At 66.7% G+C, this 21,291-nt stretch carries 17 protein-coding genes; 10 read left to right on the top strand and 7 right to left on the bottom strand.

Annotated features, from left to right (window positions below; translation table 11 throughout):
* Nucleotides 1–56: 56 nt before the first annotated feature.
* Nucleotides 57–1,151, top strand: coding sequence for a potassium channel family protein (locus PI86_RS08495; RefSeq protein WP_039320946.1), 1,095 nt, complete (start codon nucleotides 57–59; stop codon nucleotides 1,149–1,151).
* Between the two features lie 334 nt (nucleotides 1,152–1,485).
* Here the strand turns inward: PI86_RS08495 and PI86_RS08490 are convergent, their stop codons facing one another.
* From PI86_RS08490 to PI86_RS08470, 5 genes are all read right to left on the bottom strand, one after another.
* Nucleotides 1,486–3,276: an FAD-binding protein gene (locus PI86_RS08490; RefSeq protein WP_039320944.1), complete on the bottom strand. Its 1,791-nt coding sequence runs from the start codon at nucleotides 3,274–3,276 to the stop codon at nucleotides 1,486–1,488.
* Between the two features lie 254 nt (nucleotides 3,277–3,530).
* Nucleotides 3,531–4,373 carry a shikimate dehydrogenase family protein gene (locus PI86_RS08485; RefSeq protein WP_039320942.1) on the bottom strand — a complete coding sequence of 281 codons (843 nt, stop codon included), beginning with the start codon at nucleotides 4,371–4,373 and terminating at the stop codon, nucleotides 3,531–3,533.
* On the bottom strand, nucleotides 4,370–6,925 hold the full coding sequence (locus tag PI86_RS08480) for a branched-chain amino acid ABC transporter ATP-binding protein/permease (RefSeq protein ID WP_039320940.1): 2,556 nt from the start codon (nucleotides 6,923–6,925) through the stop codon (nucleotides 4,370–4,372). Before PI86_RS08480 ends, PI86_RS08485 begins: the two co-directional genes overlap by 4 nt.
* Nucleotides 6,922–7,791: a branched-chain amino acid ABC transporter permease gene (locus tag PI86_RS08475; protein WP_039320938.1), complete on the bottom strand. Its 870-nt coding sequence runs from the start codon at nucleotides 7,789–7,791 to the stop codon at nucleotides 6,922–6,924. Before PI86_RS08475 ends, PI86_RS08480 begins: the two co-directional genes overlap by 4 nt.
* 131 nt (nucleotides 7,792–7,922) lie before the next feature.
* Nucleotides 7,923–9,221, bottom strand: a complete 1,299-nt coding sequence (locus tag PI86_RS08470; RefSeq protein WP_039320936.1) for an ABC transporter substrate-binding protein — start codon at nucleotides 9,219–9,221, stop codon at nucleotides 7,923–7,925.
* 214 nt (nucleotides 9,222–9,435) lie between these two features.
* On the opposite strand from PI86_RS08470, the gene PI86_RS08465 reads away from it, so the two are divergent.
* Nucleotides 9,436–10,482, top strand: a complete 1,047-nt coding sequence (locus PI86_RS08465) for a Gfo/Idh/MocA family oxidoreductase (RefSeq protein WP_039320932.1) — start codon at nucleotides 9,436–9,438, stop codon at nucleotides 10,480–10,482.
* A gap of 21 nt (nucleotides 10,483–10,503) precedes the next feature.
* Here the strand turns inward: PI86_RS08465 and PI86_RS08460 are convergent, their stop codons facing one another.
* A complete protein-coding gene (locus PI86_RS08460) occupies nucleotides 10,504–11,400 on the bottom strand; it encodes an NAD-dependent epimerase/dehydratase family protein (protein WP_039320929.1) in 897 nt (298 codons plus the stop codon).
* 138 nt (nucleotides 11,401–11,538) lie between these two features.
* Between PI86_RS08460 and PI86_RS08455 the strand changes: the two genes are divergently transcribed.
* From PI86_RS08455 to PI86_RS08435, 5 genes are all read left to right on the top strand, one after another.
* On the top strand, nucleotides 11,539–13,284 hold the full coding sequence (locus PI86_RS08455) for an FAD-dependent oxidoreductase (RefSeq protein ID WP_039320925.1): 1,746 nt from the start codon (nucleotides 11,539–11,541) through the stop codon (nucleotides 13,282–13,284).
* A complete protein-coding gene (locus tag PI86_RS08450; RefSeq protein ID WP_039320924.1) occupies nucleotides 13,281–13,892 on the top strand; it encodes an NIPSNAP family protein in 612 nt (203 codons plus the stop codon). The genes PI86_RS08455 and PI86_RS08450 overlap by 4 nt, the downstream gene beginning before the upstream one ends.
* Before the next feature lie 39 nt (nucleotides 13,893–13,931).
* Entirely contained in the window at nucleotides 13,932–14,765 is an 834-nt protein-coding gene (locus PI86_RS08445) for a sugar phosphate isomerase/epimerase family protein (RefSeq protein ID WP_039320922.1), read from the top strand.
* A gap of 114 nt (nucleotides 14,766–14,879) precedes the next feature.
* On the top strand, nucleotides 14,880–16,286 hold the full coding sequence (locus PI86_RS08440; protein WP_082012179.1) for an MFS transporter: 1,407 nt from the start codon (nucleotides 14,880–14,882) through the stop codon (nucleotides 16,284–16,286).
* An 86-nt stretch (nucleotides 16,287–16,372) separates the two neighbouring features.
* Nucleotides 16,373–17,236 carry an IclR family transcriptional regulator gene (locus PI86_RS08435; protein WP_039320920.1) on the top strand — a complete coding sequence of 288 codons (864 nt, stop codon included), beginning with the start codon at nucleotides 16,373–16,375 and terminating at the stop codon, nucleotides 17,234–17,236.
* 84 nt (nucleotides 17,237–17,320) lie between these two features.
* Here the strand turns inward: PI86_RS08435 and PI86_RS16295 are convergent, their stop codons facing one another.
* Complete coding sequence (locus tag PI86_RS16295; RefSeq protein WP_235362715.1) at nucleotides 17,321–17,602, bottom strand: hypothetical protein; 282 nt, start codon at nucleotides 17,600–17,602, stop codon at nucleotides 17,321–17,323.
* A gap of 43 nt (nucleotides 17,603–17,645) precedes the next feature.
* Here PI86_RS16295 and PI86_RS08430 point away from each other — a divergent pair, with 43 nt between their 5' ends.
* The 3 genes from PI86_RS08430 to PI86_RS08420 all read left to right on the top strand — a co-directional run bounded on the left by PI86_RS08430 (nucleotide 17,646) and on the right by PI86_RS08420 (nucleotide 21,291).
* Entirely contained in the window at nucleotides 17,646–17,969 is a 324-nt protein-coding gene (locus PI86_RS08430; protein ID WP_235362714.1) for a hypothetical protein, read from the top strand.
* Between the two features lie 955 nt (nucleotides 17,970–18,924).
* A complete protein-coding gene (locus PI86_RS08425) occupies nucleotides 18,925–19,635 on the top strand; it encodes a sorbitol dehydrogenase family protein (RefSeq protein ID WP_235362713.1) in 711 nt (236 codons plus the stop codon).
* Nucleotides 19,636–19,638: 3 nt separating this feature from the next.
* Complete coding sequence (locus tag PI86_RS08420; protein ID WP_039320914.1) at nucleotides 19,639–21,291, top strand: GMC family oxidoreductase; 1,653 nt, start codon at nucleotides 19,639–19,641, stop codon at nucleotides 21,289–21,291.

The following is a 21,291-nucleotide window of genomic DNA, read 5'->3' as shown; positions in this document are numbered from 1 at the left end:
CAGGCTCGCGTGTTCCCGTCGTAGAATCGGGCCCGCATCCTTCAGGAGATTCACCGTTGGCAACGCCTTCCGACCAGCGCCGCTCGTTGCGCTCACGCCTGCGCCGTGCCCGCGATCCATGGCAGGCGCCGCGTGCGCGCACGCTGTTCACGCGTCCCGCGACGTCGCCGCGGCGCACGCTGCTGTTCCGCCTCGGCGCGGTCGTGCTGTTGTGCGTGCTCGCGTTCCTCGTGCTGTATCTCGATCGCGACGGCCTGCGCGATTCGACCAAGAGCACGCCGATGAACGTCGCCGATCTCGTGTACTTCACGATGGTGACGGTCGCGACGGTCGGCTACGGTGACATCGTGCCGGTCACGGCGCGCGCGCGCCTGATCGATGCGTTCTTCATCGTGCCGATCCGCATCGGCATCTGGTTCATTTTCCTGGGCACGGCGTATCAGTTCGTGATCCAGCGCGTCATCGAGGAATTCCGCATGAAACGCCTGCAGAAGCAACTGTCCGATCACATCGTCGTGTGCGGCTACGGCCTGTCAGGGTCGATCGCCGTGCGCGAGCTGCTCGAAAGCGGTGTCGATCCGTCGACGGTCATCGTGATCGATGCGCAGCAGCAGGCGCTTGAAGCCGCGACGTCGCTCGGCGTGACGGGGCTGCTCGGCGATCCCGCGCACGAGGATCTGTTGCAGCAGGCGCAGGTGCGCGCGGCGAAGGCCGTGATCATCTCGGTGACCGACGATCCGACCGCGATCCTGCTGACGTTGTCGGTGCGCAGCATCGCGCCCGAGACGAAGATCGTCGTGCGGATCCAGGAGAACCTGTATCAGCGGCAGTTGCGGCAGGCGGGGGCGGACGTGATCGTGTCGTCGACGAAGATCGGCGCGCTGCTGCTCGCGGATGCGGTGCATAGCCGCTACATCGTGCCGTTCGTGAACGACATGCTGTCGACGCGCGGGCGCGCGACGCTGCTGGAGCGCGAGGCGATGCCGCACGAGATCGGCTGCATGACGAACGTCGTGCCGGGCGCGATCGTCATCGGGCTCGATCGCTGCGGGAAGATTCATTCGTTCTACGAGGATCCGCCGTGCCGGATCGAGGCGGGGGATACGCTGGTCGTGATTCAGTCGGCGAGGATTCCGGATCCGGATGTTTGAGGGTGTTTTGTTTTCGGAAAGTGCAAGTAATTCAATCGGTTGTGTCTGAGCGTTTCAGTTGAATCGTTGTCTCTTTCTCGACGTGCAGGCGCCATGCAGGGGCCTGGAAGCAACCTCGATCCACGTCGATCGTCGTTGGAAATTCTAGCGGCGTCGTTGCGATATTCAGAAGCGGCTGCCGTTTTGGAGCGGCACTTGCTGGTCATGTGAATGTGTTCGCGCAGAACGTTCGAAGCGGCGATGGCCTGGCCGATCGCCGCTTCGTCGTCGTACGCGGCCGCGGTTTCGATATGCCGATAACCCGGCGCGAGCGCGTGCCGCGCCGGCGCGTTCGTCAGCGGTGGGCGCTGTCGCAGGTCGAGCGGTGGATCGCGTCCGAGGACGATGTGCCTGTCGACGCCACATCGCGTTGTGCGACGAACTTCGCGATGCGCCAGCCGAATACGATGGCGGGGCCGAGCGTCGTTCCGGGGCCCGGATAGGTACCGCGGAAGATCGACGCGAGATCGTTGCCGCACGCGAACAGGCCCGGGATCACGCGCCCTTCGACATCGACCACCTCGCCGTTCGCCGTGCCGCTCAGCCCCGCGCTGCACGCGAGATCGGCGGGCCATACGGTCACAGCATAGTAGGGGCCGGCGCCGATGGGCCGGATGCACGGATTCGGTTGTTGCGCCGGATCGCCGTTGAAGCGGCTCATCGGGCTGCTGCCGCGCTGGAACGCCGGATCCTTGCCCTCGGCGGCATCGCGGTTGTAGGTCGCGACGGTGCGCTCCAGACCGTTCGCATCCACCTGCAACTTCGCGGCCAGCTCGGCCAGCGTCGTCCCCCTGGCCAGATAGCCGGCACGCTCGAACGCCGCGATGCGCGCAGCGCTGCGCGCCGGCATCAGCAGGCCGAGGCCATAGGTCCGGATGAACGCCGCATCGACGATCAGATGGGCCGGCACGCTCGGTCCGTTGCCGCTGTCGTGCAGCATCCCCATCACGAAGTCGTGGTACGAGTTCGACTCGTTGACGAAGCGCTCACCGCGGCCGTTGACCGCGATGAGGCCGGGCTTCGCGCGATCGAGAATGATGTGCGGCCAGACGCTGTCGCCGTCGCTGCCCGCGGCTGCGCCCGATGCGCGACGGATCGAGCACGGCATCCACAGCCCCGGGCTATCGCCGCCGTTTTCAACCCGCGCATTGACGCGCTGCGCGCGATCGACGCCGTCGCCGGTATGCGTATCAGGTGACAGCGACAGCGGCCGGGCCGCGGCAGGAAAGAACTGCGGGCGCAGCGACGGATGGCGCGTGATGCCGCCGGTCGCGAGGACCACGCCGCGCCGCGCGCCGATCCGCTTGCGGCCGCCGTCAGGCGTCGTGACGACGGCGCCGGTGACGCGGCCCTGGTCGCGCACCAGTTCGAGCAGCGGCGTGTCGAAGCGAATCTCGACCTGGCGTTTGAGCAGGCTGTAATAGAGCCGGGCGGCGAGCGCATTACCCATTACGAGCTGCGTGCCGCGCGGAAAACGCAGGCGGTCGATCGCATAGCGACCCACGACCGCGATCGTGCGTTTGAAGTTCGCGACCGACGCGAACGGTGCGAGCAGCGCATTGAGGTCGGCGCGTGCGACCATCATCCCGCCGAGGCCCATGAACTCCTTGCGCGGCGGGCGCACGCGCGCGAACGCGCGGCCGAGCACGTGCGCATCGAACGGCGCGGGCACGAGCGCCCGCCCGCCGTACGCCGCGCCTGGGCCGTTCACGTAATCGGGATGCGCGGTGGCGGCGACGAACTTCACGTCGCTGATGCGCGCGAGCTCGTCGATCGCGTCCGGGCCGCTTTGGAGGAATGCTTCGCGTGCGTCGTCGCCGCCGCGCGCGCCGACCACCGACTGCAGGAAGCGGCGCGCATCGTCGACGCTGTCGGGCACGCCTGCGTCGACGCTCAAGCGTGTGCCCGGCACCCACGTCGTGCCGCCCGACGTGGACGTGATGCCGCCCACCGAAGCGGTTTTTTCACATACGAGGACGGCGAGCCCCTCGTGATGCGCGACGAGCGCGGCGGTCATGCCCGCCGCACCCGCGCCGAATACCAGCAGGTCCACTTCTTCGTCCCAGCCCTGTTGCACCGCACTCATGTCCACGTCTCCTCCGTTTCGTTCCGCCGCACGTCCGAATTCGACGTGCGGTGGAAGATGCTCCGATGATTGTGGAATGTTATTCCAATAAATAACAAAGTGGAACAGTGTTCTACAAATTGTGGCGAGACGAACCGCGAGGGTGTTCGGAAGCGGTGCACGATGCCGACGCCGGCCGCGAACGGGCTGCGCGTGGACGACGGCGCCGAATTGAAGCCGTCGCCGCGCATGACGATCGCGACCCGCGAGCGCGCTCAGGCGGCGCTATCGATCAGGAACGCGACCATGCGATCGCAGACTCGCGCGAACATCTGCGTGCCCGTGACGGTTCGGCAGCCGCGGGCGCGCGCGGCTTCGATGAACGGCGTGAGCGGCGGCTTCGTGACGACGTCGCCGACGAACGTGGTGGCCGGCACGCGCGAGACGTCGACGGGCAGCGGATCGTTTGCCCGCATGCCCATCGGCGACGCATTGACGATCACGTCGAACGACTCGGGTGCGACATCCGCGTCGGCGACGCGCACCGTGCCGCGCTGCAGCGTCGCCAGCCGCTCGACCAACGAGGCGGTGCGGGCGGCATCGTTGTCGCGCACGTCGAGCGACGCGACGCCCGCGGTGACCAGCGCATGGCCGATCGCGGAGCCTGCGCCGCCGGCGCCGACCAGCAGCGCGCGCTTGCCGCGCAGGTCGCAGCCTTCGTCGCCGAGCGCGGCAACGAAGCCGGTGCCGTCGAACATGCCCCCGTGCCAGCCGCCGTCTGCGGTGCGGCGCAGGGTATTTGCCGCGCCGAGGAACGCGGCTTCATCGGACAGGCTCGTGCAGAACGCGGCGGCGCTGAATTTGTGCGGCACGGTGATGATCACGCCGTCGACGTTGCGCATCGGCGTCACGCCCGCGAAGAACGCCGCGAGATCGTCCGGTGCGACGTGAGCGGGGACGACCAGCGCGTCGAGTCCGGCCTCGCGCAGCGCGGCCGTCACGCCTTTCGGCGAACGGACCTGCGCGATCGGATCGCCGACGATGAAGTGGATGCGGGTCGCACCGCTCAGGCCTTCGTCGAGCGAAATCGGGGTGGTTGGGGTCAAGTGGGCAGTCATGCTGTTTTCATCTCCTGGGTGGAACCGGCCTCGTTGGGTACGATGCCGAGCAATTTCGCCTGGGTGGCGGTATCTCGTTCGAGCGCGACCGCGCTGCTTTCATGCGCAACGCGTCCGTTGACGAGCACGTACGCGCGATCGGCGATCGGCAGCACCATGTCGGCCTGGTGCTCGACGATCACGACGCTCGCACGCTCGCGCAGCTTGACGACCGCGTCGAGCACTTCCTGCACGACGGCGGGCGCGAGTCCCTCGAACGGTTCGTCGAGCAGGATTGCCTTCGCTGGCGCCATGAGCGCGCGCGCGATTGCCACCATCTGCCGTTCGCCGCCGGACAGATGTTCGGCGCGCGCATCCTTGCGCGTCGCGAGGCGCGGGAACAGCGCGAACATCTCGTCGACGCTCGCGCCGCCCTTGCGTGTGGCGAGCCGCAGGTTCTCGGCGACCGTGAGGTTGGGGAACAGGCGGCGGCCCTCGGGCACCATCGCGAGGCCGAGACGATTGATCTCGTGTGCGGGGCGCCCGGTGATGTCGTGGCCGTCGAACACGATGCGCCCGGTCGTGACGTCGGCGACCCCGGTCGCGGCGCGCAACGTCGTGGTCTTGCCGACGCCGTTGCGGCCGAGGATCGCGATCACTTCGCCTTCGTGGAGCGTGAGGTCGATGCCGTCGAGGATCGTGTTGCCGGTGTAACCGGCCTTCACGCCTTCGAGGCGCAGCAGCGGGCGTCGCGTCGGCGCGGCATCTTCGTGCTGCGCGCCACGCCGTGCGGCCAGCCGCGCATCGACCGGCCGCTCGCCCTTCGCGTGGCCCAGGTAGGCTTCGACCACTTCGGGATGGCGCGCGACGTCGGCCGGCGAGCCGTCCGCGATCAGCCTGCCGCGATGCAGCACGCTGACGCGATCCGAAATCGTCAGCACGCGATCGATGTCGTGCTCGATCAGCAATACTGCATGATGGTTCGCCAGCTCGCGGATGATCGCCGCCACGCGCACGCGATCGGCTTCGGCGAGACCCGCGAGCGGCTCGTCGAGCAGCAGCAGGCGCGCGCGGGTCGCGAGCGACAGCGCGATTTCGAGCAGGCGCTGCTCGCCGTGCGACAGGCTTTCGCATCCGTGCGCCGCGCGGTCTTCCAGCCCGACCGCCGCGAGCAGCGACCAGGTCAGCGCATTCTGTTCGCCGAGCGTATGCGCGTCGCGCCAGAGGCCGAGGCGATCGTGCTGCGCGGCCTGCACCGCGACGCGCACGTTCTCGAACACGGTGAGATTGCGAAACACGCTGAGGATCTGGAACGAGCGGCTCATGCCGAGCCGCACGCGGCGGAACATGGCGAGTTTCGTCACGTCCTTGCCGTCGAACGTGATCGTGCCGGCCGTCGGCGACAGCACGCCCGTCAGCATGTTGAAGAACGTCGTCTTGCCCGCACCGTTCGGGCCGATGAAGCTGTGCAGCCGGCACGGATGGACGTCGAGGTCGATCTGTTCGGCGGTCACGAGCGAGCCGAAGCGCTTCGACAACCCGCGTACGCTCAGCACGGGCGTATCGGGATCGGTGTCGATGCCGCCTGCGCGATACGGCGCGATCGCGTCGGGGCGCGCGGGAATCGTGTCGCGCACGAGGGTCCAGCGCGGGCGTCGCAGCAACCGCTGCACGATGCCATGTATACCTTCGGGCGAGAAGAACGCGAACCCGATGATGACCGGTGCGAAGATCAGCCACCAGTGCTCGGTCAGGCTGCTGAGCTTGTCCTCGAGCAGGATGAACGCAATTGCGCCCCACAGCGGCCCGAGAAACTGGTGGACGCCGCCGAGTACGGTCATCAGCAGGCTGTCGCCCGCGTGCTCCCAGCTCAGGTTGTTCGCATACGCGCCTTGCAGCATCAGGCACAGCAGGCCGCCCGCGTAGCCGATCACGGCAGCCGAGATCACGAACGCGCGCAGCTTGAGCCGATACGTGTCGTAGCCGAGGCTCGCCGCGCGCTGCTCGTTGTCGCGCAGCGCCTGCAGCGCCCGCCCGAACGGCGCGTGCACGAGGCGCCACAGCAGATAGGCAATGCCGATCACCGTCACGCACGCGAACACGTGGAAGCTGACGGTCGTCGGGAAGGTCGGGCGCGGCACGTTCTGCAGGCCGTTTTCACCGCCGGTCACATCGGTCCACTTGAACGCGATCTCGAATGCGATCTGCGAACAGGCGAGGGTGAGCAGCGAGAAGTACAGCCCGCGCCGGCGCAACACGATCGCGCCGATCAGCGCGGCCAGCACGGCCGTCACGATCACGCTGGCCGCCAGCGCGAGCAATTCGTTGCCCAGCACGCGCAGCAGCGACACGGCGACCAGGTACGTGGCCGTGCCGAAGAACACCGATGCGCCGAACGGCACGAGCCCGGTATAGGCGACCAGCAGGTTCACGCCCATCCCGTAGAGCGTGTAGATCGCGATCTGGGTCGCGCGCTCGAGCGGCGTGCCGGTCGCGGTGAGCGCGAGCGATACGAGGACGAGGGCGGTGGTCAGCACCGCAACGGGGTGGCGGGTCAGATAGTCGAGTTTCATTCGAAGCGCTCCCAGTGTTCACCAAACAGCCCGCGAGGGCGCACGAGAAGGACGAGTGCCATCAGCACGTACATCGCGACCGACGAGCCCGCCGGAAAGAACTGGACGGCCAGCGCGGTCACGATGCCGACCAGCAGGCCTGCGACCACGGCGCCGGCGAACGAGCCGAGGCCGCCGATCGTCACGATCACGAACGCGGGCATCACGGCGGTCGTCGCCATCCCGGGCGTGACCGTGACGAGCGGCGCCGCGAGCACGCCGGCGGCGCCCGCGAGCAGCGCACCGAGCGCGAAGGCGCCGGTCAGCACGCGCGGCAGGTTGATGCCGAGCAGGCCCACCATTTCCGGATCGCGGCTGCCGGCGCGCAGGATCCGCCCGTACGGCGTGTAGTTCATGAACCACCACAGCACGCCGAGGATCGCGACCGTTGCGGCGAGCACGAACAGCCGGTACTTCGTGATCAGCAACGGCCCATACACGAGAAAGCCGTTGAGCGTCCCGGGCGGACTGAACGGCAGGCCGCCCGCACCCCACACGAGGCGAACCAGCGCGGTGAGCAGCAGCGACAGCGCGAACGTGACGATCAGGCTGAGCAACGGCTCCTTGCCGTACAGGCGCCGGATGAACACCACTTCGATCAGCACGCCCACCGCCGCGACGAACGCCGGTGCAAGCACGACGGCGGCCCATCCGAACTGCGTCGACAGCGCGATCGCGAAATACGCACCGAGCGCGAAGAGCGCGCCATGCGCGAAATTCACGATGCCGAGCAGCCCGCAAATGATCGACAGTCCAATCGCGAGCAATACATAGAGGAATCCCAGCACCAGTCCGTTGGCGACCTGGGACAACAACATTTCAGCCATGCCCTTACTCCAGAGTGCGGCCCGCCGCCGCTGCGCCGCGGCCCGTCGTGACGGGCGAACGGCGGGCGGCGATGCGCGCGGGATACGCTTTCGTGTCGGTTCGTGCGCCGCCGCAGCGGCGACGCACGGCGTCAGCGCGCGGCCATCTTGCAGCCGATCTCCTGGCGCGTGCCGAAGAGATGGTCGAGGTCGGCGGGGTTCTGCGGCACGGCGGAGATCGGGTCGAGCCAGTCCCATTTGTCGGTGATCCGGTCCTTCACCTTGAACACGCTCCAGCGCCGCAACAGCTGGTGGTCCCACGGGCGGAAGTAGGCGGCGCCGCTGCCGTCGGTGAGTTGAATGGTCTCCAGGCTCTGCACGATGTCCGCGCCGGACGTGCTCTTTGCGTGGTCGATCGCCTGCAGCAGTGCACGCGCCGTAAACCAGCCGATCCAGGCCTTGTCGGCCGGCGGCTTGCCGTGCTTCGCCGTGTATTTCCTGACGAACGCGACTTCTTCCGGCGAATGGCCTGGCGAGCTGAAATGCCAGGGCTTGCCGTAGTAGCCGGTCGCGGCATCGGCGTTGATCGACCACAGGTCCGAGTCGCCGATGATCGGGCACGCCACCGGGATCCGGCCTTTCATGCCCATTTCCGCGTATTGCTTCAGGAACGTCGACAGGTCGCCGCCGGGCAGCCCGAGCAGCACGACGTCAGGTTTCGACTGGCGGATCTTCAGGATGAACGAGCTGAAGTCGGTGGTGTTGAGCGGCGTGACGTCGGCGCCGGTAATCGAGCCGCCCGACTGCTTCAGCAAGTCGGACATCGCCCGCTGGATGTCCTGCCCGTACGCATAGTTCGCGACGAGAAAGTGCCATTTCTTGCCGATCGCGAGCATCGACGGCGCGAGCGCGCGGCATGCCACGGGCGTCGGGCTCAGCACGCGGAACGTGTACGGGTTGCAACTGCTGCCGGTCAGTTCGCGCGCGGCGGCGTTCGGCGCGATGTACGGCGTTCTGGTGCGCCACGCGACCGACGACATCGCCAGCGACGTGCCGCTGTTCGTGCCGCCGATCACCGCGATCGCCTTGTCCTGCTCGACGAGCTTCTGCATGTTCTGCTGCGCCGACTGCGGATTGGGTTCGTCGTACCAGACGAGATCGACACGCCGGCCGCGCGCCTGGTTGCCCGCATCGTCGAGCGCGAGCTTGACGCCGTTCGCGATCACTTCGCCCTGTTCGGTCCACACGCCCTGCTTGGCCATCAGCAGGCCCAGCTTCAGCGGTTGCTCGCCTTGCGCGCGCACGATCGCCGGCGCGGCGAGCGCTGCCGCACCGCCCGCGAGCGCCTTGCCCGCGGTGACGAGCCACGCGCGGCGCGACAACGCCGGGCTGTCGGGCGCGTCTGCCGGGTGGCTGGAAAGGTTGTCGTCCTGCTCGTGCTGGTCAGTCATGTGTCTGGGCTCCTGTTTCCGGTCAAGGGGCGATTCCGCGTGGTCCGGGGGCGGACCGCGCGACACGTGTCGAAATTTTCGTGAATTCTAGTTAGAAGTGGAATAGCATTCAACATTCAAAGATGGTTTCAATAAATCGGGGTATTCACTTGGTCGGTCCGGAATACGAGCGACTCGACTCGACGTGTACGCCCCGAACACCGGAGATGAAGAAATGGCGAGAAAACGGCTGGCAGTGATCGGTGCAGGCGCAATCGGGCGGATGCACGTGGAGCGCGCACGCACGCATGCGCAGGCGGAAGTCGTGGCGATCGCGGACCCATCGCCCGCGGCCGGGCAGTTCGCGCGTGCCGAGGGGCTGCGCTGGTTCGCCGATTACGCGACGATGCTCGACGCGATGCGCCCGGATGGCGCAATCGTCGCGACGCCGAATGCGACGCATGTCGAGGTCGGCCTTGCATGCATCGCGCGCGGGGTGCCGGCGCTGATCGAGAAGCCGGTCTCGGACAGCGTCGCAGCGGCGGCCGGCCTCAGTCGGGCCGCGTGCGAAGCCGGCGTGCCGCTGCTGGTCGGCCACCATCGCCGTCACAATCCGATCCTGCGGCGCGCGCGCGAGATCGTGCAGTCGGGGCGGCTCGGCCAGCCGGTCGCGGCCAATGCGCTCGCGACGTTCTACAAGCCCGACGCGTATTTCGACGTCGAATGGCGCCGTCGTGCGGGCGGCGGCCCCGTGTTGATCAACCTGATTCACGACATCGACATCATGCGGTTCCTGCTCGGCGAGATCGTCGAGGTGCAGGCACAGGCGTCGAATCGCGTGCGCGGCTTCGACGTGGAAGACACGGCTGCCGTGCTGCTGCGTTTCGACAGCGGCGCGCTCGGCACGCTGGCCGTGTCCGACTGCGCAGCATCGCCGTGGAACTGGGATCTCGCGGCGGGCGAAGCCGCGCACTATCCGCGCCAGCAGGTGAACACGCATTTCCTGATCGGCACGGATGCATCGCTCACGCTGCCGCAACTCGACCTGTGGGAATACCGCAGCGGGAAGGGCTGGCACGATCCGTTGACGGTCGAGCGTTGCACGCCGCATGGCGCCGATCCGTATCACGAGCAGTTGCGCCACTTCGCGGCCGTGATCGCGGGCGACGAGGCGCCGCTGTGTTCGGCCGACGATGCCGCGCGCACACTCGCGGCGACGCTCGCCGTGCATCGCGCGGCCGCGACGCGCACGGGCGTGGCGCCCGCGGACGTCGAGGCGTAGCCGCAGGGGTGGGGCGCCGGCCTAGCGCTGGCGCCGGTAGAACGCCACCGTCTGCCGCAGGCCGTCGTCGAGCGCGGTCCGCGGCAGGCCGGGCAGCAGGCGCTCGAGCGCGGGGTCGTCGGGAAAGGCCGTCGCGATCGGCAGCGGTGGCCCGCCGGCGTCGAGGTGCGCGCCCGGCACGATGGCCGCGATCCGCTCGATCAGCGTGTTCACCGCGGTGATCTCGCCAGCCAGCGTGAATGCGTGCGCGCCGTCGATGTCGGCCAGCAGCGCGGCCTCGTAGGCGGCGGCGACGTCGTCGGCGAACACCAGGCCCGTCGTGCCGGTAAACGGAATCGTGTAGCGCTCGCCGCGCGCGGCCGCCCGGCATGCCAGGCTCGGCCCCGCGCTCGATCCCGTCTCGCGCCCGGCACCGTAGACCACGAGCGGACGGAAGCCGACGCTCGCGATCCCGTGGTCGTGCCAGTACGCGCGCGCCGATCCTTCGCACGCCAGCTTGAACGCACCGTAGTGGGTTTGCGGCAGCGGCACGACGCCGTCGTCGGGGCCGAACACGCCGGCGCTGCTCGAATAGAGCACGCGTCGCAGCCCGGCCGAGCGGGCGGCCTCGAATACGTTCAGCGTGCCGATCAGGTTGACCTGCGCGCCGCGCACGGGATCGGCCGCGCAGTCCGTCGTGAGGATGCCCGCGAGATGGATCGCCGCGTCGCAGCCGTCAAATGCGCGCGCCGTGGCGACCGCGTCGGCGATGTCGCCGGTGCGCCAGTGCACGGCCGCGGCCCGTTCGGGCGCAAGCGCCTCGACGAGGCGCGGGTTCGTGCGCACGTCGAAGCTCACGCATTCCATGCCGCGCGCCAGCAGCCTCCTGATGATCCATGTGCCGAGAAAACCGCTGCCGCCCGTTACCAGTACTCGCATTGCGTTGCCTCCCTGTCGTCACAAAGTCTTTGCTAAACCAGATATTGTGGAATAGTATTCCACATCGAAAGAACATTCCATAGGCGTCGCGATCGTGTCGCATCCGGCGTTGGAGACACTGAACGGGCAAGACTGAACATGAAGCGTGAACCGATACTCGATTGCGACGTGCTGGTACTGGGCTCCGGCGCGGGCGGCCTCGCGGCGGCGGTCACGGCGGCGGCGCAGGGGCTGCGCGTGATCGTCGCCGAGAAGGAGGCCGTGTTTGGCGGCACGACCGCGTGGTCGGGCGGATGGATGTGGATTCCGCGTAATCCGCTCGCGACGCGTGCCGGTATTCGCGAAGACATCGATGCGCCGCGCGCGTATCTGAAGAACGAACTGGGCGCACAGTTCGATGCGGTGAAGGCCGATGCGCTGCTCGAACGCGGTCCGGAAATGGTCGAATTCTTCGAGCGGAACACGGCGGTACGCTTCGTCGACGGCAACCGCATTCCCGATTTCCACACTACGCCGGGCGCCGGCACGGGCGGGCGCTCGGTCTGCGCGATGCCGTTCGACGGCCGCGAACTGGGTCCGCTGATCGACAGGTTGCGCGAGCCGCTGTCGGTGACGACGCTCAAGGGGATGGCGCTCGCGTCCGGGCAGGATCTCGCGCATTTCTATCGCGCGACACGCTCGCTGACATCCGCCCTGCATGTCGGCCGCCGGCTGGCCGCGTTCGCGTGGCACAAGCTGCGTTACGGGCGCTCGATGCATCTCGTCAACGGCAATGCGCTCGTCGCACGCCTGCTGAAGTCGGCCGCCGATCGCGGGGTCGACTTGCGTACGAATGCGAAGGCGATCGGCCTGCTGCGCGACGACACCCGCGTGACCGGCGCACGCGTGGCGATCGACGGCATCGTGCACGAGGTGCGCGCGGCGCGCGGCGTCGTGCTGGCCTGCGGCGGGTTCCCGCACGACCAGGCGCGGCGCGCGCAGACGTTCGCCTATACGCCGTCGGGCCGCGAACACTGGTCGGCGGCGCCGCTCTGCAATACCGGCGACGGGATCCGGCTCGGCGAATCGATCGGCGCGCATTTCGATCGGTCGCTCGATGCGCCGGCCGCGTGGGCGCCCGTTTCGCTGGTGCCGCAACCGGGTGGCGGCGCCGTCGCGTTTCCGCATCTGATCGAGCGTGCGAAGCCGGGCGTGATTGCGGTGACGCGCACGGGCAAGCGCTTCGTGAACGAGGCATCGTCGTATCACGACTTCATTTCCGCACTGCTCGACACGACGCCGGCCGGCGAAGAAGTGTGCGCGTGGCTCGTCTGCGACCATCGCTTTCAGCGGCGCTACGGGCTCGGTTTCTCGAAGCCGTTTCCGTTCCCGACCGGCCCGTACCTGCGCTCGGCCTATCTGAAGCGCGGCGCGACGCTCGACGCACTCGCGCGCGAATGCGGGATCGATGCGGCCAGGCTGGTGGACACGGTATCCGCCTACAACCAGTACGCGAAGCAAGGCTGCGATCCGGCGTTTCACAAGGGCTCGACACCGTATAACCGCGTGCAGGGCGATGCCGATCGGCAGCCGAACCCGTGTCTCGCGCCGATCGAAGCGGGGCCGTTCTATGCGGTGAAGCTGTTGCCGGGCAGCCTCGGCACGTTCGCGGGCCTGGCCACCGACGCCGACGCACGCGTGCTCGACCACGCCGGCCGTGCGATCGCCGGCCTCTACGCGGTCGGCAACGATTCGGCCAGCATGATGGGTGGTTGTTATCCCAGCGGCGGCATCACACTCGGCCCGGCGATGACGTTCGGTTATCTCGCCGGCCTTTCTCTCGCCGACGCCGCGCCTGAACCCGCGCGTGCCGGTATCGATTCATCCTCGAGGACAATGCAATGACACTGTATGACGTAGTGACGCTCACGGTGAAGATCGGCGCGAACGCGCAGGTCTTCGAAGGGATTCAGGCCAGCGGCGATCCGCAAGGCGGCAAGCTGCTCGGCGCGTGGTACTCGGATATCGGCACGCTCGGCCAGGTGCTGGTACTGCGCGGCTATGACTCGGAGGGCGCGCTCGTCGCCGAGCGCAAGCGGATGCTGCTCGAAGGCAACCCGTTCGGCTGCGGCGAATGCATCATCGACGTGAAGACGGCCAGCTATGCGCTGTTCCCGTTCCTGCCGCCGATCGAACCGGCCGTGCATGGCGGCATCTACGAGATGCGCGTGTACGGCACGAAGCTCGGCAGCCTGCAGCACACGATCGACGTGTGGGAACAGGCGGTGCCGGAACGCACCAAGCGCTCACCGCTGGTCGGCGCGATGTATGCGCTCGACGGCGACACGCCGCGGTTCCTGAACATCTGGCCGTATGCGAGCGTGGACGAGCGTTCGCGCATTCGCGCCGAAGCGGTCAAGGACGGCATCTGGCCGCCGAAGGGCGGCCCGGCCCATCTCACGACCATGGAATCGACGATCTGCGTGCCCGCGCCGTTCTCGCCGTTGCGCTGAGCGGGCCGCGTGTTGCGCCATGACGCTCAAGGAGACGATATGACCCAGCCTCAATCCCGCGCGCTGTCGCTGTCGGCGCTGACCGTGCTCGAACTGAATCCGCCGCAGATGGTGCAATGCGCCGTCGACGCGGGCTACGACTACGTCGGCCTGCGACTGCTCCCGGCCACCGACACAGAGGTTCGCCACGAGATCGTCGGCGATACGCCGCTCAAGCGCGAAACGCTGGCGATCCTGCGCGATACGGGCATGCGCGTGCTCGACGTCGAGATCGCGCGCCTGAAGCCCGATACCGACGTGACGCACTACCTGCCGATGCTCGAAACGGCGGCGGAGCTCGGCGCGCGCTACGTCCTCGTGGCCGGCAACGATCCCGACGAGGCGCGCACCGTCGACCGGCTCGGCCGGCTGTGCGACCTGGCCGCGCCGCTCGGCCTGTCGCCGTCGCTGGAGCCGATGCCGTGGACCGACGTGAAGGACATCGGCGCCGGCGCGCGCATCGTCGATGCGTGCGGCCGGCGCAACACCGGGCTGATCGTCGACCCGATCCACTTCGATCGTGCAGGCTCGTCGCTCGACTCGTTGCGTGCGTTGCCGCACACGTACTTCGGCTACGTGCAGTTCTGCGATGCGCCGGCCGAGCGGCCGACCGACGTCGACACGCTGCTGTTCCAGGCACGCTGCGCGCGGATGGTGCCGGGCGATGGCGGTCTCGACCTCGCGGGCATCCTGCGCGCGCTGCCCGCTCACTTGCCGGTGAGCGTCGAGGTGCCGAACGAAGCGTGGGCGACGACGACGTCCGCCGTCGAGCGGGCGCACCGCCTGCGCGAGGCTACGCTTGCCGTGATCGACGCGGCGGCCGTGCCGGCCTGATCGCGCGGCGGCCGCCTTCGCGACCCAACGGCCCGATCGGCGCCAGGCATCGCGCCGGCACGCGAATCGGGCATTCAACAAGACAACAAGAACAAAACTCTCGGAGACATCAGCATGACTTCCTCGCAGACGGCCCGACGGCCGAAGCATCATATTCAGGATCGCGAATCGAAAGACGCGCGCTCGCTCGACGTTCAACAGTTTCTCGATACGCGGCCGGTAGGTCGGTTCCAGTGGTTCGTGCTGTTGTTGTGCATGCTGATCGTGATGCTCGACGGGCTCGACACGGTGATGATCGGCTTCATCGCGCCGTCGATTTCCAGCGCCTGGTCGATTCCGCGTGACGCGCTGGGCCCGGTGATGAGCGGTGGCCTGCTCGGTCTCGCATTCGGCGCGCTCACGGCCGGCCCGATGTCCGATCGCTTCGGCCGCAAGACGGTGATGGTCAGCGCGGTGATGTTCTTCGGTCTGTGGAGCATTGCGTCGGCATTCGCGACCGGGGTGGTGTCGCTGACGGTGCTGCGCTTCCTGACCGGAATCGGCCTGGGCGCGTCGATGCCGAATGCGGCCACCCTGATGGCGGAGTATGCGCCGCCGCGGCGGCGCGCGTTGATGGTGACGGCCGTGTTCTGCGGCTTCACGTTCGGTGCGGCAGGCGGCGGCTTCGTGAGCGCGTGGCTGATCGAAACGTGGGGCTGGCATTCGGTCCTGCTGCTCGGCGGCGTGCTGCCGATCGCGTATGTGCCCGTCCTCGTCAAATGGCTGCCCGAATCCGCGCGGTATCTCGCGCTGTCGGAGCGGCGCCGCGCACGGCTCATCGGCGTGCTGAATCGCGTGCAACCTGCGGTCGCTGACGAACGGACGCGTTTCGTGTCGGCCGAACCGGCACGCGACGCGCGCAGCCCCGTCCGCGCCATTCTGTCGCGCGAACACGTGTTCGGCACGGTGATGCTGTGGATCTGCTACTTCGCGGGGTTGCTGACCGTCTATCTGCTCGGCAACTGGCTGCCGACGCTGATTCGCGGCCTCGGGTTTTCGCTGGCCGAAGCGGCGATCGTCGGCGCGTTGTTCCAGGCGGGCGGGACGGTCGGCTCGCTGCTGATCGGCTGGCAGATGGACCGGTTCAACCCGCACGCCGCGCTCGGCGCGACCGTGCTGGCCGGCGGTGCGCTGGCCTGGTACATGGGCGTGTCGGCGCACCCGTTCAGCGTGATCTGCGTGCTGGCGTTCGGCATCGGTTACTGCATGAACGGTTCGAATACGGGCTTCTGCGCGCTGGCGGCTGGCTCCTATCCGACCGAGATGCGGGCCACCGGGACGAGCTGGATGCTCGGGATCGGCCGCTTCGGCGGCATTGCGGGCGCGATGTTGGGCGCGGCCATGCTCCATGCGAACTGGAGCTTCGGCCAGGTCTTCGCGGCGCTTGCGGTGCCCGCGGCCGTGGGCGGAGCAGCGGTGCTGCTCAAGGGCGCGCGCCATCGTGGGACGTTCGTGGCCGTGAGCGGGGCGGCCGGCCATTGACGGCGAGCGTGGCGCGCAAATTCGCTTGAATTCCAGTGTGGAATTATGTTCTTATTTGACATTCACCATACGGACGAGAAGGCGCCATGGCAGGAAATCTCGAGCGTGCGCTCGCAGTGCTGGAATTGCTGGCAAAGAACGGCGGACGCATGCCGTTGGCCACCATTGCCGATACGCTGAACATTCCCCGCAGCGGCACGCATCGCCTGCTGTCGATGCTGATCGACGAGGGGTTCGTGCGTCAGGACGAGGAACACGGCGAGTATATGCTGGCGCTGAAGCTGGTGTCGCTTGCGCTGATCTACTTGTCGACGAGCGGGGTGTTCGACATATCCCAGCCGGTGCTCGATCGCCTGGCCGAGTCGTCCGGCGAACTTGCACGGCTCGGCGTGGTCGAGGGCGATCACATCACGTTCGTCGGCAAGGCGCAGGGCGCGAAGTCCGGGCTGCGTTACGACCCGGACATGGGAAGCCAGCCGCCGCTGCATTGCACCGCGAGCGGCCAGGCGTGGCTTGCGACACTGCCCGACGAACGCGCGATCGAACTGGTGTCGAGGCAGGGTGGACTCAGTGCGAAGGCACAGAGTGTGCCTCGCGCGCCGAAGACGATCCAGCAGTTCCTGAAAGATCTGAGCGGCGCGCGCACGCGCGGTTACGGGATGGCGATCGAGACGTACGAGGTCGGCATGACATCGATCGCGGCAGCGGTGCGCAATCCGGTCACGAACGAAGTGGTCGGTATCGTGAGCCTCGCCGGCCCGACGAGCCGCTTGCCGGAATCGCGACTGAAGGAACTCGCGCCGCTATTGCTCGCGGCCGCGTCGGACATGAGCGCGGCCACGCTGGGTTCGCCGTGGTTCAAGCGGACGGCCGTGGCAGGCGTGTCGGCGCAAGCGGAGCCGATTCCAGCAGCGAAAGCGGCGACACGCGGGCGCTCGTCGAAGCGATAGGGCTTCGCACGACAACGTTGAGGTGGCGGGTTGGGTGTGAAGGGCTGCCAGGGCGCTCGACCGAATAGGCTCCCCGTCGGCGTATCAATGTGGCGCGGGTAAAGGTACGCGTGAGCTGGTTGGAAACGCAATGGTCCAGCCAGGTCCGTCGCACTCGCTATTCGCTTTCGCCATTCGAATCGCCTCGTCGAAGGTGCGTTGGGTAGCGACGTGCCGATTATCGACGCTCACCAGCCAATTTCCGGTGGTTTGGCACCAGCGGATGCGCCGCTCATCCAGTAACGCGGAGAGCCATCGCCACAACGCCGCATCGACCGCATTTGCTGCTGCTGCCGCCTCAGCTCGTACCAATTGCATTTGGTTCATAAGAATGTACCCGGCATGTCGGCGCCGGCACCTCGCAACACGAGTGCGCAGGACCGATTTCTTCCCTGCGCACGCGAAATGCCATCTGCGAAATCGGCGCCGACCAGAGAACACCGTAAGCGCCGGGCATGACCGGCGCTCGCACTTTGCGACCTTTCCCGCCATCAGCTTCGTGGGATTCGGCTACTTCCTGTACGCGATGATCGGCAACGTCTCGCTGATGGCCGGCACGTCTTCGGTCGTCGTGTCGATCCTGCCATGGTCGACGCCGGCGATTGCCGTCGCCGGTGCGATATTCGCGGCGTGGCTGCGGCATGTGCGGCCGGCAGTCTATGCGCGGCTCGGGCGGTTCCTGAGCGATAGCTGACCATGCGAAATACTTCCGAAATTGGCCTGCTTAGCTTGATTAGGTATACGTATCAATTGGGTGGGTTGGAAGATTCTTGGGCTGACAGGTTTCTGGGGGGGCGCTGCCGCGTTGTTGACGTGTGACGCGGCGGCACCAGATCGCGTCACCCGGTTGGCAATGGGGGTATGGCGAAATAGGTGAGGCTCGATGACGCGGCCTCCTGCTTCAGCCTGACGGGCTTCAAGGGTAACGAAGGTCTTGGGGTGGCCCGACCAACGAGTTGGTCTACCAGTGCGACGTTCCGTACAGGATGGAGCAGGGTACACCTTCACGCCGGCGCTGATCCTTGACGGCGGCGCTCGGCATACGCGCTTCGAAGGACGCTCGGATTGCGAGTCCGGTCGCGGAATCTCGCGGCCACTCGAATAATCGTTCGAGAGCGTACGGATTCAACATACTGTTCGGTTTGATAGGTCGGGTCGATCTCGAACGCGTCGGCTTGGGTTAACCACGGCAAATGAAGAAAAACGAAAAAATGCCTCGGTTGGAGTGAATAGAGAATCAGAACGATTCGCGGATACGGACTGTTGCCTCAATACGGCACTGCTCGCAGCGGACGAAAACCTCGCGCTCGAGGAAAGCTGGAACGGAATCTTTCAATTTTATTTCAGTAGTTGCTTCCATCATGTCGCGCGTCCTGACAGGTTGTAAGAATCCTTCCAAAAGCGACACCAAGGATGTACTACATTGAGAAAGCACTGCATGCCGTGCCGGCGGAACAGGGCCGAGTTTGCCGGTCCGGCGCGGATCGAAATGCAAGCTTTCTGCTGCACGTGTCGGATGAAAAGTCCCTTGGAAGCTCAAATCCGCAAGAGCCTTTATACTCGCGTCCGAGCGCTATAGCCGTGATGTCGGCAGCTCAGGACAGCATGAAGCGAGCCAGATTCCGCATCGGAGATGAGAGATCTGATTCATGGAACGCCCGGGTTTTTCGCGGGCGCTGGTACGTACTTCCGCTTCGCTCGAATTCGATCCTGACTCAATCCGGTATCACAGGGCAGGGTGTCAAAGCCGAAGCCTGTCATGCCAAAAAATCATCGATATAACCATGAACGTGAACCCCCACGCCCCAACCGAAACTTCGGACGTCAAGCGAAGATCGGTATTGAAAACGATGGTGGCCGTCCTGGCGCAAGCCGGCCTGCTCGCTGTGTTTCCAACGCACTCGATTGCCGAGCAATCGATCAATGCCTCCGACTTCCTGGCGTTGTCGAAGGCGCTGACCGGGCATCCGGGCCTGAACGACACGATGGCCACGCGCCTGTACGACGCGTTGCGCAAGGCCGACAGCGGCTTCATCGCGCGTGCGTTCGCGCTTGCGAAGCTCGTGCACGCAGGCCAGACCCCGCAGCAACTTCTCGCCGACGCCGACAAGGCCGGCCTGCAGGACACGGTCCATGCGATCGTTGCCGCGTGGTACACCGGCACCGTCGGTCACGGGCAGCATGCCGTGATGGTCGCGTACGCCGATGCGTTGATGTACGGCACGGTTGGCGACGGGATGAGCCCGCCGACCTACTGCGCAAACGGGCCGCTCTGGTGGGTTGCCGAGCCGCCACCTGCGAACGTGGCGCCGCCGCGCGCGCGAACCGCATCCGAAGCCCGTCCTCACCAGCAAGCCTAAGTCATGAAAACTCCTGTATTTGAATCGAATGGCGACGTGTCGGCCGACGCGGTGATCGTCGGCTCCGGCGTGGTCGGCGGCTTGATCGCCGATCAACTGGTGAGCCAGGGTTACTCGGTGCTGATTCTCGAAGCCGGGCTGCGCATCGAGCGTGGCCAAGCCGTCGAAAACTGGCGCAACATGCCGTTCGACAATCGTGTCGGCTCGGACTTCCAGGGCCTCTATCCGCAAGCGCCGAATGCCCCGGCGCCGCTTTACTTCCCGAAGAACGACTACGTCGGGCTGAGCGGCCCGGATGGCCAGAGCTTCCAGCAAGGCTATCTGCGCACGGTGGGCGGCACGACGTGGCACTGGGCGGCGTCGAGCTGGCGGCACCTGCCGGTGGACTTCAAGATGAAGTCGACCTATGGCGTCGGCCGCGACTGGCCGATCTCGTATGAGGATCTCGAGCCGTACTATTGCCGCGCCGAGGAGGAAATGGGCGTCGCGGGTCCGAGCGATCCGGCGATGCAGTCGCCTTCGCAGCGCAGCCGTCCGTATCCGATGGACATGGTGCCGTGGGGTCACGGCGACAAGTACTTCGCCGAAGTCGTGAACGCGCACGGCTACCGGTCGATTCCGATTCCGCAGGCACGCAGCACGCGGCCGTGGAACGGCCGCCCGACCTGCTGCGGCAACAACAACTGCCAGCCGATCTGCCCGATCGGCGCGATGTACAACGGCATTCACCACATCGAGCGCGCCGAGCGCAAGGGTGCGAAGGTGCTCGCCGAGTCCGTCGTCTACAAGATCGACACTGACGAGAACAACCGCGTGACCGCGGTGCACTGGTACGACTCGAACCGCAAGTCGCACAAGGCGAGCGGCAAGGTATTCGTGCTCGCATGCAACGGCATCGAGACGCCGCGCCTGTTGCTGCTCGCCGCGAACTCGCGCAACCCGAACGGCATCGCGAACGCGTCCGATCAGGTCGGCCGCAACATGATGGATCACTCGGGCTTCCACTGTACGTTCCTCGCGGACAAGCCGATGTGGCTCGGCCGCGGCCCCGCGCAGAGCAGCTGCATCGTCGGCCCGCGCGACGGCGAGTTCCGCTCGAAGTACTCGGCGAACAAGATGATCCTGAACAACATTTCGCGCGTCGGTCCCGCGACCAAGCAGGCACTGGCCCTTGGTCTCGTCGGTCAGGAGCTCGACGAGGAAATCCGCCGCCGCTCGATCTACGGCGTCGATCTGTCGATCAGTCTCGAGCCGCTGCCGGAGGCGAGCAACCGGCTGACGCTCAGCAAGACGCGCGTCGACCCGCTCGGCCTCGCATGCCCGGACATCCACTACGACGTGGGCGACTATGTGCGTGACGGCTATGTCGCCGCGCACAAGCAGCTCGAGCACATCGCCAGCCTGTTCAACGCGGTCGAGCTCGATATCACGAAGACGCTGAACGCGAACAACCACATCATGGGCGGCACGATCATGGGTTCGAATCCGAAGGACTCGGTCGTCGACGGCGATTGCCGCACGCACGACCACCCGAACCTGTGGCTGCCCGGCGGTGGCGCGATGCCGTCTGCCTCCGTCGTCAACACGACGCTGTCGATGGCCGCGCTCGGCGTGAAGGCGGCGGATTCGATTTCTGCGAGCCTCGCGAAGGGTTAA

This window comes from Burkholderia sp. A9, from assembly GCF_000801975.1.
The sequence above is the reverse complement of the archived record's forward strand: the minus strand, read 5'-3'. Positions and strand labels throughout refer to the sequence as shown.

What these genes read in the sequence shown, in the direction of transcription:
- PI86_RS08450 (WP_039320924.1), top strand. Translation starts at nt 13,281, where the DNA reads ATGACACTGTATGACGTAGTGACGCTCACGGTGAAGATCGGCGCGAAC.
- PI86_RS08485 (WP_039320942.1), bottom strand. Translation starts at nt 4,373, where the DNA reads ATGACTGCCCACTTGACCCCAACCACCCCGATTTCGCTCGACGAAGGC.
- PI86_RS08445 (WP_039320922.1), top strand. Translation starts at nt 13,932, where the DNA reads ATGACCCAGCCTCAATCCCGCGCGCTGTCGCTGTCGGCGCTGACCGTG.
- PI86_RS08435 (WP_039320920.1), top strand. Translation starts at nt 16,373, where the DNA reads ATGGCAGGAAATCTCGAGCGTGCGCTCGCAGTGCTGGAATTGCTGGCA.
- PI86_RS08465 (WP_039320932.1), top strand. Translation starts at nt 9,436, where the DNA reads ATGGCGAGAAAACGGCTGGCAGTGATCGGTGCAGGCGCAATCGGGCGG.
- PI86_RS08440 (WP_082012179.1), top strand. Translation starts at nt 14,880, where the DNA reads ATGACTTCCTCGCAGACGGCCCGACGGCCGAAGCATCATATTCAGGAT.
- PI86_RS08480 (WP_039320940.1), bottom strand. Translation starts at nt 6,925, where the DNA reads ATGAAACTCGACTATCTGACCCGCCACCCCGTTGCGGTGCTGACCACC.
- PI86_RS08455 (WP_039320925.1), top strand. Translation starts at nt 11,539, where the DNA reads ATGAAGCGTGAACCGATACTCGATTGCGACGTGCTGGTACTGGGCTCC.
- PI86_RS08420 (WP_039320914.1), top strand. Translation starts at nt 19,639, where the DNA reads ATGAAAACTCCTGTATTTGAATCGAATGGCGACGTGTCGGCCGACGCG.
- PI86_RS08490 (WP_039320944.1), bottom strand. Translation starts at nt 3,276, where the DNA reads ATGAGTGCGGTGCAACAGGGCTGGGACGAAGAAGTGGACCTGCTGGTA.
- PI86_RS16295 (WP_235362715.1), bottom strand. Translation starts at nt 17,602, where the DNA reads ATGAACCAAATGCAATTGGTACGAGCTGAGGCGGCAGCAGCAGCAAAT.
- PI86_RS08425 (WP_235362713.1), top strand. Translation starts at nt 18,925, where the DNA reads ATGGAACGCCCGGGTTTTTCGCGGGCGCTGGTACGTACTTCCGCTTCG.
- PI86_RS08470 (WP_039320936.1), bottom strand. Translation starts at nt 9,221, where the DNA reads ATGACTGACCAGCACGAGCAGGACGACAACCTTTCCAGCCACCCGGCA.
- PI86_RS08475 (WP_039320938.1), bottom strand. Translation starts at nt 7,791, where the DNA reads ATGGCTGAAATGTTGTTGTCCCAGGTCGCCAACGGACTGGTGCTGGGA.
- PI86_RS08460 (WP_039320929.1), bottom strand. Translation starts at nt 11,400, where the DNA reads ATGCGAGTACTGGTAACGGGCGGCAGCGGTTTTCTCGGCACATGGATC.